Raw genomic sequence first — 17,676 nt, 5'->3', positions numbered from 1 at the left:
TAGCTCGTCTAAGAATTTTTACATTTTACTAATAGTCGCGCTGGATGTCGGCAATCTTCTCGTGCAGGCGCGCCATCTTCTCTTCTTCGAGTACGCGTTTGTACTCGATAGGCACTACTTGGATAAAGTCCTCGATGTAGCGGTGCCAGTCGTCGAGCATACGTCCTGCCAGGGCCGAGCCTGTGTGCAGATAGTGCTCACGAATCAGCTCAAGCAGTTCTTTGCGCGATACGCTGTCCTCAACCAGCGAGAGTTCAACCATATCCATGTTGCAGAAGTAGTCGAAGGTGTGATCGGGGTCGTAAACATAGGCCACGCCACCACTCATACCGGCAGCAAAGTTACGGCCTGTCTTACCCAGCACTACCACACGTCCGCCAGTCATATACTCGCAGCAGTGGTCGCCGGCACCTTCAATCACAGCGATGGCACCCGAATTACGCACTCCGAAGCGCTCGCCTACCTTACCATTTATATAGAGTTCGCCCGATGTAGCACCGTAAAGTCCGGTGTTACCTGCGATAATATTTTCTTCAGCCTTGAAGTCGTCGCTGCGGCGAGCTGGAGGCAGAATAGAGATGCGACCACCCGAAAGACCCTTACCAAAGTAGTCGTTGGTCTCACCCTCGAGGCGCAAATCCAGTCCCTTCACGGCAAAGGCACCGAAACTCTGACCAGCCGAGCCCTTGAACTTAATCTTGATAGTTCCGTCGGGCAGTCCTTCCTCGCCGTACTTCTGGGCAATCACACCACTCAGCATGGTACCCACGGCGCGGTCGGTATTCTTGATGGCATAGTCGAGTGTTACCTCTTCCTGGTTCTCGATAGCCTTCTGTGCAGCCTTAATCATCTCCTCGTCCTTCACACCTGTCACCTTGGTGTAGGCACCACGATCCCAGTACAGAGCCTTGTCGGTTGCAGGCTTGTGCAGCAAGCGGGCAAAGTCGATGGTCTTCTGCTTGTCGGTAGCGTTCTCGGTGTTCACCTCAATCAGTTCGGTGTGTCCGATAATCTCCTTCAGACTCTTCACGCCGATTTCACTCAGGTATTCGCGCACCTGCTCGGCCAGGAAGGTAAAGAAGTTAACCACGTACTCGGCTCTACCCTCAAAGTGCTTACGCAGCTCGGGGTTCTGGGTAGCCACACCCATGGGGCAGGTATTGGTGTTACACTTACGCATCATCACACAGCCCAGAACAATCAGGGGCAGTGTTCCGAACGAGAACTCGTCGGCACCAAGCATAGCCATGATTATCACATCCTTGGCAGTCTTCAGCTGTCCGTCGGTCTGCAGGCGAACCTGGTTGCGCAGGCCGTTCATCACCAGTGTCTGCTGGGTCTCGGCCAGTCCGATCTCAGGACTGATACCTGCAAATCGCATACTTGAAGCAGGGCTGGCACCTGTACCACCCTCGGCACCACTGATAACAATCAGGTCGGCCTTGGCCTTTGCCACACCAGCGGCAATGGTTCCTACACCGCTCTCGGCCACCAGTTTTACGCTGACGGCGGCTGTTGGGTTGATATTCTTCAGGTCGAAGATGAGCTGTGCCAGGTCCTCGATACTGTAGATATCGTGATGAGGTGGAGGCGAGATGAGCGAGATACCGGGGATGGCGTTACGTGTCTTGGCGATAATCTCGTTAACCTTAAAGCCAGGCAGCTGTCCGCCCTCACCAGGTTTTGCTCCTTGTGCCACCTTAATCTGTATCTCCTCGGCATTCACCAGGTACTCGGCGGTTACACCGAAACGTCCACTGGCAATCTGCTTGGTCTTCGAGCTCAAGCTTACACCGTCAACCTCCGAGTGGTAGCGGGCGTTGTCCTCACCACCCTCACCGGTGTTACTGCGGGCGCCCAGCTTGTTCATGGCCAGTGCCAGTGCCTCGTGGGCCTCGATGCTCAGGGCACCGAAACTCATGGCACCTGTAACAAAATGCTTAACAATGCTTTCTACGCTCTCAACCTCGTCGATTGGGGTTGGCTTAGCAGCCTTCTTGAATCCGAAGAAGTCGCGGATAAAGATGGGGCTCTCCTTCTCATCCACCAGCTTCGACCACTGCTTGAACTTTTCGTAGTTACCCTGACGGGTAGCCAACTGCAGCTTAGCAATCGTCTCGGGGGTCCAGGCATGCTTGATACCATCCTTGCGCCAAGAGAATTGACCGTTATTGGGCAGAACGGTATCGTTTTTGCCCCCCTGCGGAAGCCATCCCCCCGTTTGGCGGGGGGATTCCGCATGTAAGGCAATGGCATCACGGGCAATCTCCTTCAGGCCTACACCACCAATGGTGCTCACCTCGGTACCGAAGTAGCGGCGCAGCAGATCTTCGCTCAGTCCGATGCTCTCAAAAATCTTGGCACCGCGGTAGCTGCGGATGGTACTGATACCCATCTTACTCATAATCTTCTTCAGACCCTTGTCCACGGCCTTGATGTAGTTCTTCTCGGCGGTGGCGTACTCCTCCTGAATCTTGTGGTGCTTCACCAGATCGTCGAGTACCGCAAATGTCATGTATGGGCACAGGGCGCTGGCTCCGTAACCCAGCAGCAGGGCTGCGTGCATTACCTCGCGAATCTCACCGCTCTCAACAATCAGAGCTGTCTGCACACGCTTACCTACGCTAATCAGGTAGTGGTGAACAGCACTAACGGCCAACAGCGATGGGATGGCGGCATGGGTATCGTCCAGGTCGCGGTCGCTCAGGATAATGTAGTTCACACCCTCATCTACACTGGCTTCGGCCTGGTGGCACAGGTCGTCAAGAGCCTGGCGCAAGCCTTCCTCACCCTTGGCCATCTCAAACACGATAGGCAACTTCTTGGTGTTGAAGCCCTTGTAGCGGATGTTACAAAGTATATCAAGTTGTGTGTTGGTTAAAACTGGCTGTGGCAGGCGCACCATCTTACAGTTAGATGCATCGGGGGTAAGAATGCTGGTACCCACGGCACCGATATACTCGGTTAGACTCATCACCAGTTCCTCGCGGATAGGGTCGATGGCAGGGTTGGTAACCTGTGCAAACTGCTGACGGAAGTAGTTGAACAGCACCTGTGGACGGTCGCTGATAACGGCCAGCGGTGTGTCGTTACCCATGGCAGCTACAGGCTCCTGTCCGGCTGTGGCCATAGGGATAATCGTCTTGTCGATATCCTCCTGACCGAATCCGAAGGTAACCAGCTTCTGCTGCAAGTCGCTCACCCCGTTATCCACCTTACGTCCGCTCTTCAGTTTCTCAAGCTGCACGCGGTTCTCGGCCAGCCACTCGCGGTAAGGATGCGCCTTGGCCAGCTTCTCCTTAATCTCGCCATCGTAGTAAATCTTGCCTTCCTGCGTATCAATCAGCAGAATCTTTCCTGGCTGCAGGCGTCCCTTCGAAACCACGTCGCCGGGCTCAAAGTCCATTACGCCAACCTCAGAGGCTACCACCATCATACCTTGCTTGGTGATGGTGTAGCGGCTGGGGCGCAGACCGTTGCGGTCCAGCATACCGCCTGCGTAGCGACCATCGCTAAACAGCAGTGCGGCAGGACCGTCCCACGGCTCCATCAGGATAGAGTGATATTCGTAGAAGGCTTTCAAATCTTCTGAAATAGGGTTCTTATCGTTAAAGCTCTCGGGCACCAGGATGGCCATGGCCTGTGGCAACGAGAGTCCGCTCATCATCAGGAACTCGAATACGTTGTCCAAGCTGGCCGAGTCGCTCATGCCGTCCTGCACAATCGGGCGCAAGTCCTTGATATCGCCCAGCGCCTCGCTGCTCAGCACACTCTCTCTTGCCTTCATCCAGCCGCGGTTACCACGAATGGTGTTAATCTCACCGTTGTGGGCCAGCAGACGGAAAGGCTGTGCAAGCTTCCATTTTGGGAATGTATTAGTCGAGAAACGCGAGTGAACCAAGGCCAGTCCGCTCGTAAAGTAATCGTTCGAAAGATCAGGGAAGTAGCGACGCAGCTGTCCGCTGGTAAGCATTCCCTTGTAGATAATATTCTTGCTTGAAAGTGAGCACAGGTAGAAGTCCTCATCATCAATGCGGTTCTCTATGCGCTTGCGTACCTTATATAATATACGCTCAAACACGGGCACGTTATCCTCCGACACGCCCGTTACAAATATCTGCTTAATGTCGGGTTCCACCTCGCGGGCAGCCACACCCAGCACCTCGGGGTTGGTGGGCACCGTGCGCAGGTGCATCAGCTGCAGGCCCTCGCGCTCAATCTCCTCAATCATCACGCTCAGAATCTGCTGCTGGGCCTTCTCGTCCTTAGGCAGAAAAACCAGACCTGTGCCGTACTTACCTTTCTCGGGCACGGGGATACCCTGTAACAAAATAAACTCGTGGGGTATCTGTACCATGATACCCGCACCATCACCGGTCTTGTCGCGTGTCTCGGCGCCACGGTGTTCCATGTTCTCAAGCACCTTCAGTGCATTGTCAACCAGATCATGACTTTTTCCGCCGTGTATGTTAACCACCATACCCACGCCGCAAGCATCATGCTCATAGTCAGATTGGTAGAGTCCTTTTTTTGGTTTCTTGCTCTGGCAAGCGTCGACTTCGTCGCCGAGCTGAGTTTGCTTTCTTTTTGTCATATTATCCTTTGTTAATCTTACATTTTGTCCGATTTCGACCGCAAAGGTATAACGTTTTGCTATCAAACAAGCCGAAACGCTGACGTTTTTATCTACATTTTTGTCGAAAATAACAATCTGTAAGCAAATCGCATTGAAATGCTTACAGATTGAAACTAATTTCTATTTTTCTTATTAACATTTAACGGCGTACTATGCGGAAAGGCTACGCTATAGGCACTGTCGATGGGGGCAAATCGCACGCTACGCGCTACAGTGCTACAGTGCTACAGTTAGAAATCATGCCATCCAACACTCAACGTAAGTCCCTATATTAATATATATATTATATATAAATATAGAAGTATTTTTGTGTGTGCGATGGGGCGAAAAACAACTGTAGCGCTGTAGCGCGTAGCAACAGGATGAGATCTGTTTCTATTAATAGTAGCAATTGTTACCATTAATAGTAGCAACTGTTACCATTAATAGCAGCAACCTGCATAATAAATACCATGTCCGAACTCATCGAGCACTGGGGGCCACCAGCTGCATGGGCATGTGAACGGAGCGGCCATCAATCAACGAGATTGGTGGCCGTTTTTGTTTTAATCTGTAAGCAAAATAAAAGTGATTGCTTTCAGGTTGATAGTTGGAGCCAAAATGAAGATTTAAAATTATGCCCTAATATTGACTGGAAACGGGAAAATGCTTACCTTTGCAGTCCATAAAAAGGATAAGGTTTTTATGGAAACAAAGTACATTTTCGTAACAGGTGGTGTGGTTTCCTCATTAGGCAAGGGAATTATATCGGCCAGCATTGGAAAGTTGCTGCAGGCACGCGGCTACAAAGTAACTATACAGAAATTCGACCCGTACATTAACATCGACCCGGGCACGCTGAACCCCTACGAGCACGGCGAGTGCTACGTAACAGCCGACGGCTTTGAGACCGACCTGGACCTGGGACACTACGAGCGATTTACAGGCATACACACAACACGAAACAACAGCATAACAACAGGACGCATTTACAAAACGGTAATCGACCGTGAGCGTCGCGGCGACTACCTGGGTAAGACAATCCAGGTAGTGCCACACATCACAGATGAGATTAAGCACCGCATGCTGCGCGAGGGCCTTGACGAGGGCTTCGACTTTATCATTACCGAGGTGGGCGGCACCATCGGCGACATTGAGAGTGCCCCATTTATGGAGGCTATCCGACAGCTGCGTTACCAGCTGGGCCGCAATGCCGTATGCGTACACCTTACGTACGTACCTTACTTAAAAGCCGCCGACGAGTTGAAGACCAAGCCCACACAGCACAGCGTGAAGGAACTGCAGGGTATGGGTATTCAGCCCGATATCCTGGTACTGCGCACCGAGCGCCATCTTGACGACGGCATGCGCATGAAGGTGGCATCGTTCTGCAACGTGGATCTGGAGTGCGTGGTGCAGAGCGAGGATCTGCCCAGCATTTACGAGGTGCCCGTGAACATGCAGCACCAGGGACTTGACGCTGCCATTATGCGTAAGATTGGTATCCCCGTAGGCGAGACACCTGCCATGAAGCCCTGGCGCGATTTCCTTGACAAGCAGCGCCGTGCCACCAACGAGGTACACATCGGACTGGTAGGAAAATACGACCTGCAGGATGCTTACAAGAGTATTCGCGAGAGCCTGAATCTGGCTGGTATCTACAACGATGTGAAGGTAAAAATGCACTTTGTGAACAGCGAGGAGATTACCAAAGCCAATGTGGCCGAAAAGCTGAAAGGTCTGGCTGGCATCGTGGTTTGTCCGGGATTCGGACAGCGTGGTATCGAGGGTAAGATCATTGCCGCCGAATACACCCGCACCAACGATATCCCCACATTCGGTATCTGTCTGGGTATGCAGATGATGGTGATTGAGTTTGCCCGCAACGTGCTGGGCTACAAGGATGCCAACAGCATGGAGATGGACGAGAAGACGCCACACAACGTGATAGACATTATGGAGGAGCAGAAGAATATTACCGAGATGGGCGGCACCATGCGTCTGGGCGCTTACGAGTGCGAGTTGGTAAAGGGCAGCCGCGTGTACGAGGCCTACGGCGAGGAGACACTCATCAAGGAGCGACACCGCCACCGCTACGAGTTTAACAACAAGTACCAGGAGGAGTACGAGGCCAAGGGCATGAAGTGCGTAGGTATCAACCCCGATGCCAACCTGGTAGAAATCGTAGAGATACCCGAGAAGCGCTGGTACATCGGTACCCAGTTCCACCCCGAATACTCATCTACGGTACTGAACCCACACCCACTGTTTATGAGCTTCATTGCAGAATGCAAGCATTAAACATTAAACATTAAAGATTAAACATTAAACATTAATGGAGCAACTGAAGCATGAGTGCGGAGTGGCGATGATTCGCCTGCTGAAGCCACTGGATTACTACGAGAAGAAATACGGTACCTGGGCCTACGGTTTTAACAAGCTGTACCTGATGATGGAGAAACAGCACAACCGCGGACAGGAGGGCGCCGGTATAGCCAGCGTGAACCTGAACAACAAGCCCGGCACCGAGTATATGTTCCGCGAAAAGGCGGAGGGCAAGAATGCCATTACCGAGATATTCAGTCGTGTGACCGAGGAGATGAAGGGCGAGCTGCTGATGGGCCACCTACGCTACTCGACAACCGGCAAGAGCGGGCTGACGTTTGTTCACCCCTTCCTTCGCCGAAACAACTGGCGCGCCAAGAACCTCTGCCTTTGCGGTAACTTTAACATGACCAACATCGACGAGGTGTTCGACTTCCTGACCGCCCAGGGACAGAGTCCACGTATCTACGGCGACTCGTACATCACCCTGGAGCTGATGGGACACCGACTGGACCGCGAGGTGGAGCGCCTGTATCAGGAGGCCACCGCACAGGGTCTGACAGGCATCGACATTACCAACTATATCGACAACCACATTGAGATGGCCAACGTACTGCGCACCACCATGCAGCACTACGACGGCGGTTTTGTGATGTGCGGACTGACGGGTAGTGGCGAGATGTTCAGCGTACGCGACCCCTGGGGCATACGACCCGCATTCTACTACCGCGACGACGAGATTATAGCCCTGGCCAGCGAGCGCCCCGTGCTGCAAACCACATTTGATATCGACAGTAAAGATGTGCATGAGCTGCTGCCAGGTCAGGCACTGATAGTACATAAAAACGGCGAAAGCCGACTGGAGCAGATTATGCCTGCCCAGAAACTGAGCGCCTGCTCGTTCGAGCGCATCTACTTTAGTCGCGGTTCCGACTGCGACATCTACCAGGAGCGCAAACGACTGGGCGAACAGCTGACTCAACCCATCTTAAAGGCCATCGACGGCGATGTAACCCATTCAGTTTTTTCCTATATCCCTAACACCGCCGAGGTGGCCTTTTATGGGATGACAGACGGATTCCGTAAGCTGCACGGCGACGTGCGTACCGAGAAGGTGGTGTGGAAGGATATTAAACTGCGCACCTTTATTACCGACAACAGCGAGCGCAACGATCTGGCTGCCCACGTTTACGACATCAGCTACGGCAGCTTGCAGGCCGGTGTGGATAACCTGGTGATTATCGACGACTCGATTGTGCGCGGCACCACCCTGAAGGAGAGTATCTTTAAGATTCTGGACCGCCTGCACCCCAAGAAGATTGTGATGGTATCGAGCTCGCCACAGATCCGTTACCCCGACTACTACGGTATCGACATGGCCCGACTGGAGGAGTTCTGCGCCTTCCGTGCCACCATGGCCCTGATTGAGGAGCGCGGCATGTGGCAGCTGGTAAACGACACTTACCTGGCCTGCAAACGCGAGCTGGAGAAACCCAAGGAGGAGATGCAAAACTGCGTGCGCGCCGTGTACGAGCCGTTTACAGTAGATGAGATTAATAAGAAAATTGTTGAGATGTTGCGACCAGCCGACATGCAGGCCCCCATCGAACTGGTTTTCCAGAGTATCGAGGGCCTGCACAAGGCTTGCCCCAACCACCCAGGCGACTGGTACTTTACAGGCCACTACCCCACTCCGGGTGGCGTAAGACTGGTAAACCAGGCGTTTATAAATTACGTAGACAAGGTAACAAAAAAATAGGTTCCGATTGGAACCTATTTTTTTAACCAATTCTCGATGCGGTGCAGCGCCTCGTCGGTTTGTTCGTGACTGCCGAAGGCCGTGAATCGTACGTAACCTTCGCCCGATGGACCGAAGCCGACACCCGGCGTACAAACCACATGGGCACCGTACAGCATCTCTTCGAAGAACTTCCAAGAACTGCTGGTCTCTGGCGTCTTTGCCCAGATGTAAGGGGCATTCTCGCCGCCGTAACACTCAAAGCCTAAGCCACGCAGGGTGGTAAGCATCTTCTTGGCATTTTGCATGTAGTAGTTGATAGTTTCCTTAACCTGCTGCTTACCCTCGGGGGTATAGATGGCCTCGGCAGCACGCTGCGAAATGTAGCTGGTACCATTAAACTTGGTACACTGACGACGGTTCCACAGGGGGTTAAGAGGGATGCGCTCGCCATCGAGCGTGGCAGCCGTAACCTCCTTAGGCACGATGGTGTAGCCGCAGCGCACACCGGTAAAGCCTGCCGTCTTGGAGTACGAATGGAACTCGATAGCGCACTTGCGGGCACCACGAATCTCGTAGATGCTATGGGGAATCTCATCGTCCTGGATGTAAGCCTGATAAGCAGCATCGTAGAAGATGAGTGTATCGTTCTTAAGCGCGTAGTTTACCCACTTGCGCAGCTCGGCCTTAGAGATAACGGTACCTGTGGGGTTGTTAGGATAGCACAGGTAGATCACATCAACGCGGCGGTCGGGCAGCTGGGGCACAAAACCGTTCTCGGCATTACAAGGCATATACAGCACATTAGACCAACGACCATTCTCCTGAACTCCCGCACGACCAATCATCACGTTCGAATCGATGTAAACAGGATAGATAGGATCGGTAACGCCGATAGAGTTATCCCAGCGCACCAGTTCCTGAATGTTACCCGTATCGCTCTTGGCACCATCGTTGATAAACACCTCGTCGCGATCCAGATGGATACCACGTGGCAGGAAATCGTTCTTCAAGATAGCATCGCGCAAGAAATCGTAGCCCTGCTCAGGTCCGTAGCCACGGAACCCTTGACGGGTGGCCATTTCGTCGGCAGCCTTGTGGATAGCCTCGATAACGGCTGGTGCCAGTGGTTGCGTTACATCGCCTATGCCCAGTGAGATGACATCCACCTTGGGATGCATGGCCTTAAAGGCGTTTACCTTTTTTGCAATGTCGGCGAACAGATAATTGTTCGGCAGCTTCAAGAAGTGGTCGTTTACTAATGCCATATAATATAAACCTATTTAATTTCGGGTGCAAAGGTAGCACTTTTTGGAAGAAAATTCAAAAAATACTTAGCATAATCACCTTCGATTTAATGAAAAGTAACAATTTGTAAGCATTAATAGTTGTTTTGCTTACAATTTAAAAGTAAAAACACTGTTAACGCTAACAAAAAGATAACGACACAAAACCTTTTATAACAAAATGAAACAAAAGCACTTGTTTTACTTACAAAATGCATTAACTTTGCACCCAAGAAATGACAAAGTGTCATCAATTTAACAATTTATTATAATAATTAGGTAAAAGTTTAAGAGGTATGAAAAAGATTGAAGCGATTATCCGAAAGACTAAGTTCGAGGAGGTGAAAGCTGCTTTGCTATCATCCGACATCGACTGGTTTGAGTACCACGACGTTCACGGCATTGGTCAGAGCCGTCAGGAGCGCATCTATCGTGGTGTACAGTACAGTACCGACGTGATCGAGCGTGTGGCCATCACCATTGTGTGCCGCGACATATTTCTCGATCCAACCGTAAAGGTTATTCTGCAGGTAGCTCACACAGGTGAAATCGGCGACGGTCGTATCTTTGTAAGCGATGTGATTGACACTTGGAGCATTCGCACAGGCGAGAACGGCGACACCGTATTGAGAGATAAGAAATAGTTCATTGAACATTGAACATTGAACATTAAAAATTAAACATTAAACATTTTCAGGATTATGAACGAAATTGGAATTTCACTCGATACCGTATGGATGCTATTGGCAGCTATGTTGGTTTTCTGGATGCAGCCAGGTTTTGCGCTGTGTGAAGCTGGATTTACACGCAGTAAGAACACCGCTAACATCCTGATGAAGAACTTTGTAGATTTTATGTTCGGCTCGCTGCTGTTCTTCTTCCTTGGCTTCGGCTTTATGTTTGGTGGCGACGTGCTGGGCGGTTTTATCGGTATGCCTAACTGGGGCGACCTGAGCTTTTACGAGAGCGACCTGCCTGTAGAGGGTTTCCTGATTTTCGAAACCGTATTCTGTGCCACTGCCGCAACCATCGTTAGTGGTGCTATGGCCGAGCGCACAAAGTTCTCGATGTATTTGGTTTACAGTGCAGTTATCTCACTGATTATCTACCCTGTAGAGGGTCACTGGACATGGGGTGGCGGCTGGCTTTGCAACGATGCTGCCGATAGCTTTATGATGACTACCTTTGGTGATGTGTTCCACGACTTTGCCGGTTCGGCTATCGTACACAGCGTAGGTGGTGTGCTGGCCCTGGTAGGTGCTATCGCCCTTGGTCCCCGTGTAGGCAAGTATGATGAGGACGGCAAGAGCCGCGCTATTCCTGGTCACAACCTGGCCATGGCTGCTCTGGGCGTATTCATCCTGTGGTTGGGATGGTTCGGATTCAACCCCGGTTCACAGCTGGCTGCCAGCGGCGAGGTTAACCGCATTGCCATCAGCCACGTATTCCTTACCACTAACCTGGCTGCTGTAGCTGGTGGAACTGCTACCATGTTCCTTACCTATATCAAGTATGGCAAACCATCACTCTCACTCACCCTCAACGGTGTGCTGGCAGGATTGGTAGGTATCACCGCCGGTTGTGACCTGGTATCACCCTTCGGCGCAGTTATCATCGGTCTTGTTTGCGGTATCGTACTGGTTTACGCCATCGAGTTTATCGATCACAAGCTGCACATCGACGACCCTGTAGGTGCTTCGTCAGTACACGGTGTTTGCGGTATCCTGGGTACCCTGATGACCGGTCTGCTGTCAACCTCAAACGGTGCTTTCTACGGTCACGGTTTCGGTTTCTTCGGTGCTGAGCTGTTCGGTGTTCTGGTTATCGACCTCTGGGCTGCTGCCTGTGGTGTAGTATTGTTCTACAGCATTAAGAAGATTCACGGTCTGCGTGTTAGCAAGCGTATCGAGGAAGAGGGCTTGGATATCTACGAGCACGGAGAAATGTGCTACAACTAATTGAGAATTGACAATTGATAATTGACAATTGAGAGAGAAATAAATTAAAGAGAGAGATTTTACCATTAGTTAAAAATTAAAAGCGAACGAATTATGAAAAAGATTGTTTTAATGGCGCTTATGTTCGCCGCAGGAATGGGTGCTTCGGCACAGGATGAAGGAGTAGAAACCACAGTTGCTGCAGATGTAGTAAGTTCGTATATCTGGCGTGGCCAGGATTGCGGAAGTGCAGCCATCCAGCCTACACTGGGCATTGGCTACAAAGGCCTCTCGCTCACAGCATGGGGAAGCTACGGACTGGTTGACACCAACGATGCCAAGGAGTTCGACCTGACACTGGCCTACACTGCAGGTGGTTTCAACATCGGCTTGACCGACTACTGGTTCAACGCCGGACTGGATCCTGAGGGTCGCTACTTTAAGTACGATGCCCATGGCACCAACCATATCTTCGAGGCAAACATCGGTTACGACTTTGGTGCCGCCAGCATCCAGTGGTTTACCAACCTCTCGGGTAACGACGGTGTGAACAAGGATGGTAAGCGTGCCTACAGCTCGTACGTAGAGCTGGGCGTGCCCTTCAAAGTAGCCGCAGTAGATTGGAGCGCAACCGTAGGTGCTGTGCCTTACGCCACCAGTTTCTATGGTACCGATGGCTTTGCCATCACCAACCTGGCACTCAAAGCTACAAAGGATATTAAAGTAACCGATTCGTTTAGCATCCCAGTGTTCGCCCAGGTGGCTGCTAACCCCTGTGCCCAGAAGGCATACTTCGTCTTTGGATTCACGCTTCAGCCGTGAGTCCAAGGACTCTTAAAAAAAAGCAAACATTCAAAACAACTAAAAAACAATAATATTATGTGTGGAATAGTAGGTATTTTCAACGTAAAAGAGCAGTCGCAGCAAATGCGACAGAAGGCTTTGAAGATGAGTCAGAAAATTCGCCATCGTGGACCCGATTGGAGTGGTATCTACTGTGGCGGCTCGGCTATCTTAGCCCACGAGCGATTAAGTATTGTTGATCCAGAGTCGGGTGGTCAGCCCCTGTTCTCGCCCGACCACAAACAGGTGCTTGCCGTTAACGGCGAGATTTACAACCATCAGGAGATACGTCGCCGCTATGCCGGTAAGTACGATTTCCAGACGGGTAGCGACTGCGAGGTAATCCTGGCCTTGTACCGCGAAAAAGGTATCGACTTCCTGGAAGACCTGAGCGGTATCTTTGCCTTTGCCCTTTACGACCAAGAAGCCGACGAATTCCTGATTGCTCGCGACCCTATTGGCGTTATCCCACTGTACATTGGTTGCGATGCCGACGGAAAGGTGTACGTAGCCTCGGAGCTGAAAGCCCTCGAGGGCCAGTGCGAGCACTACGAGCCTTTCTTGCCCGGCCATTACTACTGGAGTGCCGACCCAGGACAGAAGCGTTACTACAAGCGCGACTGGATGGAGTACGATGCCGTGAAGGACAACCCCGCATCGGTAGAGGCTATCCACGACGCACTCGAAGGTGCCGTTAAGCGCCAGCTGATGAGCGACGTGCCTTACGGTGTACTGCTGTCGGGCGGACTCGACTCGAGTGTGATCTCGGCCATCGCCGAGAAATACAGCGAGATGCGTATCGAGGACGACTCGAAAACCAAAGCCTACTGGCCCCGCCTGCACTCGTTTGCCGTAGGACTGAAGGGTGCACCCGATCTGGCCAAGGCCAAGCTGGTGGCCGACCACATCGGTACCGTTCACCACGAAATCAACTACACCATACAGGAAGGTCTGGATGCCATCCGCGACGTAATCTACTTTATCGAGACCTACGACGTGACCACCGTACGTGCCTCAACACCTATGTATCTGCTGGCGCGTGTCATCAAGTCGATGGGTATCAAGATGGTACTCAGCGGCGAAGGTGCCGACGAGATTTTCGGTGGCTACCTGTACTTCCACAAAGCCCCAACGGCCAAGGACTTCCACGAGGAAACCGTCCGTAAACTCTCTAAGCTGCACCTCTACGACTGCCTGCGTGCCAACAAGAGTCTTTCGGCATGGGGTGTTGAGGGTCGTGTGCCATTCCTCGACAAGGAGTTCCTGGATGTGGCCATGCGCACCAACCCTGCAGCCAAGATGTGCCCAGGCAAAACCGTTGAGAAGAAGATTGTACGCGAGGCCTTTGCCGACATGCTGCCCGAAGCCGTAGCCTGGCGCCAGAAGGAGCAGTTCAGCGATGGTGTAGGCTACTCGTGGATCGACACCCTGAAGCAGATTACATCCGAGGCCGTTACCGACGAGCAGATGGCCCACGCCGCCGAGCGATTCCCAATCAACCCACCCAAAAATAAAGAGGAGTATTACTACCGCTCTATCTTTGCCGAGCACTTCCCCAGCGATTCAGCTGCCCTGAGTGTGCCCAGCGAGGCCAGCGTAGCCTGCTCTACCGCCATCGCCCTGGAATGGGACGAGGCATTCAAGAACTTAAACGATCCTTCGGGACGTGCAGTGAAAGGTGTGCACGAACAAGCATACTAAGAATAACAAACCTTTTATACTTACCCAATATGGGAAGGGCAACAAGCGTAGCACAAGCGCTGTTGCCCTTATTTAAATCTTAGAGTGTTACCTCGGGTACTACCTGACCATCAAGCAGGTTGATGGTGCGCTGGGCATAACCGGCATCGCGCTCCGAGTGGGTTACCATTACCACGGTGGTACCCTCCTGATTCAGCTGGGTAAGAAGCTGCATCACCTCAAGACCGTTCTTTGAGTCGAGGTTACCAGTGGGCTCATCGGCGAGGATAATCTTAGGATTCATCACTACGGCACGGGCGATGGCTACACGCTGTTGCTGACCTCCTGACAACTGCTGGGGGAAGTGGTGGGCACGATGACTGATGGCCATGCGGCGCAGTACCTCCTCTACCCTTGCCTTGCGTTCCTTCTTGGGCACACCCAGATAAGTAAGAGGCAACTCTACATTCTCTTCAACATTCAATTCATCAATCAGGTTAAAGCTCTGGAACACGAAACCAATCTGGCCCTTGCGAACCTTGGTACGCTGACTCTCCTTGAGCGAGCCCACATCCTGACCATCCAGCAGATACTGACCACTGGTAGGATTATCGAGCAAACCCAGAATGTTAAGTAAGGTTGATTTACCACAGCCCGATGGACCCATGATGGCCACGAACTCGCCTTTCTTTACTTCGAGCGATACACCGCCCAATGCAACGGTCTCCACCTCTTCGGTACGGAACACCTTCTGAATGTTTTCTAACTTAATCATAAGCTTATTGTACTATTTGACTATTTACTATTTCACTATTTATTCGTTCTTAAGATAATCAACCGGGTTGCTGCTGGCCACACGATAACAGCCGATGCAAACCACCGAGAGGATAACCACCACTACTGCCAGGGCACAAAGGCCGAAGAGTACTGGCGACAGGACAGCCTTCTCGCTGAACTGCTCTAACCACAAGCGCGATACATACCAGCCACCGATGGCACCGATAACCACTGCAGGCAAGGCCAGGCGCAGAATATCGCGGATAAAGAGCTGCAGCACGTCGATGATATGGGCACCGTTCACCTTGCGCACGGCAATCTCCTTCTGTCGGCGAGCCAACTCACCAGCCAGATAACCAATCAGTCCGATCAGGGCAATAATGAGTGCTACCATTCCACCAATCATCACGGTACTGCGGAAACGCTGCGCGTCGGTATAAAGCTGCGTCATCAACATGGTATAGGGGCGCATGGCTACATCGGGATTCTCGGGAATCAACTCATGCAAGCGCTTGTTGGCGGCATCGAGCGCACCCATATCGTGGAAACGCACGGTGATATGGTGGGTGTATCTCATATTCTGGTCGTAGAAACAGATGCTGGGACGCGTGTCGGGATGGGTGATACTACCGATACGGGGATCGTCGAACACACCCACGATGGTGTATGGACCTTCGTAAGAGGTACAGATTACCTGCTTGCCAACAGCCTGATCCCAACCAGCCAGCTGCTTCATCTTCTCCTCGAACTTACGACTTACCATGGCCTCGCGCATGGTGTCGGTCTGCTGCGTAAAGGTACGACCAGCAATCACGGGTATGCCCATCACCTCGAAGTAATCGTCGCCCACATCAAACAGGTCGGCCACATTCATGTATTCCTTGTCATCGCCTGGCAGGAAGATGTTATCGCCACTCTGCATCTCGGGCAGGTAGGCATAAGATGTGGTAACACCTTTCACACCCGACAGCTTTTTGAGCTCACTAACCACCAGTCGTTTCTGTGTCAACGAGAGCTCGTCGGTATTGAGATCGGCCAGGGTTGAATAGTCGTAACCTGGATTATCGTTCACCATCAGCTGATACTGGCGACCTACCACCAGCAACAGCACAAAGAGGAAGGTGGCCGAACCGAACTGCAATCCCAGCAACAGCATTTTCCACGCACGGTGCGAATGGTTGTAATGCTTAAAGGCGGCAGTCATGGGGATATGGGTGTAGGCCCAACCCGGCACCAGACCTGTAATAACCAGCACCACCAGACAGGTGAGGGCGATGAACCCGATGTTATGACCTGTAGTAAAGATGACTGGTAGTGGCGTGCCCGTAAGTTCCTGGATGGTATCCTGGAAGACGAACAGCAAGCCAGCGGCCAGTGCCAGCGACAACAGCAGGTGCAGCACACTCTCGATCATTACGCGACCGTAGATGTTACGTGCCTCGGCACCATAGCAACGGTGTACAGCCATCTCGCGGGCTCGGCGACCGATGCCACCAACCACCAGCAACAGATAGTTCATCACCGCACAGCCAATCAGCACCATGGCCAGCAACGATACAATCCAAATCATGCGGCGTGTAGCATCGTCCTGTGTATGATAGTCGGCCAACGGGCGCAGCGAGTAATCGAGATCCACACCGGCCTTCTTCAGTTCGTCGGCAGGCAGGTTGTCATGGCGCATCTTCTTTATCTGCGGTTTCAGGTCGTCGGGGGTGACACCCTTGGCCAATCGCACATAACCAAAGTAGCGATCGTTACCCACCCAGTTATCGCGACCATCCCAGGTTATCTGGGGCAGTGTGGGCATCGATACCAGTACCTCCAAGTCGTGCAGTCTGGTATTCAGGGGGATATCCTCGTAGATACCGCCAATAGTGAGTGCCAGATTGCCACGCTTATTATAATACACCTTCTTACCAATCACGTCGCCACCCAGTTTCTCGGCTATCGACTGCGGAATCATGCAGTAGTTAGGCTGACTGAGCGTCTTCTTAGGATTACCTGCCAGAATACGGTAGGGGAACACATCGAAGAAACAGCTATCGGTAAAGAAGAAATTGGTACGTATGCGCTTATCGTCTTCGGTAACCAGTGGCAGGTCCCAACCAAAGCCTGTATAGCGGGTAGCGGCCTCAACCTGCGGGCAGTAGCGCTTCAAGCCGTGAGCGATAGCACCCGATGTTTGTGAGTAATGCTGATATTCGCCATCGCGAATCACATCCTCGTAAAGCACATAGATGCGGTCGCTCGTGTCGAAGTCCTTATCCCACGACTGTTCGAAACCAGCCTTACCTATCAATACTACACCTGTAGCCAGACCTACAGCCAGACAGAGGATCTTAATCCAGTTGTGCTGACCACGCTGATTGAGAGATTTGATTACGTTCATATGCATTATTTGTTGATGTTTACGCTGCAAAGATACGGCTATTAACCAATATCTGCAAGCTTTTTGCAAGCCCTAAAGACGGTATG

The 17,676-nt window shown here is 51.9% G+C and carries 10 protein-coding genes; 6 read left to right on the top strand and 4 right to left on the bottom strand.

Annotated features, from left to right (window positions below):
* Positions 1-28: 28 nt before the first annotated feature.
* The gene (gene gltB / locus T499_RS0102260) at positions 29-4,594 is read right to left on the bottom strand and encodes a glutamate synthase large subunit (RefSeq protein ID WP_033149582.1); all 4,566 of its coding nucleotides are present in this window, start codon (positions 4,592-4,594) and stop codon (positions 29-31) included.
* A 726-nt stretch (positions 4,595-5,320) separates the two neighbouring features.
* Between gltB and T499_RS0102255 the strand changes: the two genes are divergently transcribed.
* Both T499_RS0102255 and T499_RS0102250 read left to right on the top strand, forming a co-directional pair.
* Positions 5,321-6,916, top strand: coding sequence for a CTP synthase (locus tag T499_RS0102255; protein ID WP_033149581.1), 1,596 nt, complete (start codon positions 5,321-5,323; stop codon positions 6,914-6,916).
* Positions 6,917-6,950: 34 nt separating this feature from the next.
* Complete coding sequence (locus T499_RS0102250) at positions 6,951-8,699, top strand: amidophosphoribosyltransferase (protein ID WP_033149580.1); 1,749 nt, start codon at positions 6,951-6,953, stop codon at positions 8,697-8,699.
* Positions 8,700-8,713: 14 nt separating this feature from the next.
* Here the strand turns inward: T499_RS0102250 and T499_RS0102245 are convergent, their stop codons facing one another.
* Complete coding sequence (locus T499_RS0102245) at positions 8,714-9,946, bottom strand: LL-diaminopimelate aminotransferase (protein WP_013063476.1); 1,233 nt, start codon at positions 9,944-9,946, stop codon at positions 8,714-8,716.
* Positions 9,947-10,260: 314 nt separating this feature from the next.
* Here T499_RS0102245 and T499_RS0102240 point away from each other — a divergent pair, with 314 nt between their 5' ends.
* From T499_RS0102240 to asnB, 4 genes are all read left to right on the top strand, one after another.
* A complete protein-coding gene (locus T499_RS0102240) occupies positions 10,261-10,608 on the top strand; it encodes a P-II family nitrogen regulator (RefSeq protein ID WP_013065263.1) in 348 nt (115 codons plus the stop codon).
* A 57-nt stretch (positions 10,609-10,665) separates the two neighbouring features.
* A complete protein-coding gene (locus T499_RS0102235; protein ID WP_013064493.1) occupies positions 10,666-11,922 on the top strand; it encodes an ammonium transporter in 1,257 nt (418 codons plus the stop codon).
* A 93-nt stretch (positions 11,923-12,015) separates the two neighbouring features.
* A complete protein-coding gene (locus T499_RS0102230; protein WP_028907007.1) occupies positions 12,016-12,723 on the top strand; it encodes a hypothetical protein in 708 nt (235 codons plus the stop codon).
* Positions 12,724-12,780: 57 nt separating this feature from the next.
* The gene (asnB, locus tag T499_RS0102225; protein WP_033149579.1) at positions 12,781-14,445 is read left to right on the top strand and encodes an asparagine synthase B; all 1,665 of its coding nucleotides are present in this window, start codon (positions 12,781-12,783) and stop codon (positions 14,443-14,445) included.
* 79 nt (positions 14,446-14,524) lie between these two features.
* On the opposite strand, the gene T499_RS0102220 is transcribed toward asnB, so the two are convergent.
* Positions 14,525-15,199 (bottom strand): ABC transporter ATP-binding protein, encoded by a 675-nt coding sequence (locus T499_RS0102220; protein WP_013064157.1) that lies wholly within the window; start codon positions 15,197-15,199, stop codon positions 14,525-14,527.
* A gap of 39 nt (positions 15,200-15,238) precedes the next feature.
* On the bottom strand, positions 15,239-17,590 hold the full coding sequence (locus T499_RS0102215) for an ABC transporter permease (RefSeq protein WP_198021230.1): 2,352 nt from the start codon (positions 17,588-17,590) through the stop codon (positions 15,239-15,241).
* Between the last annotated feature and the right edge of the window lie 86 nt (positions 17,591-17,676).

It is taken from the genome of Prevotella sp. RM4, assembly GCF_000701965.1.
Lineage (GTDB): Bacteria > Bacteroidota > Bacteroidia > Bacteroidales > Bacteroidaceae > Prevotella > Prevotella ruminicola.
This window is presented reverse-complemented; position numbering and strand designations above follow the sequence as displayed.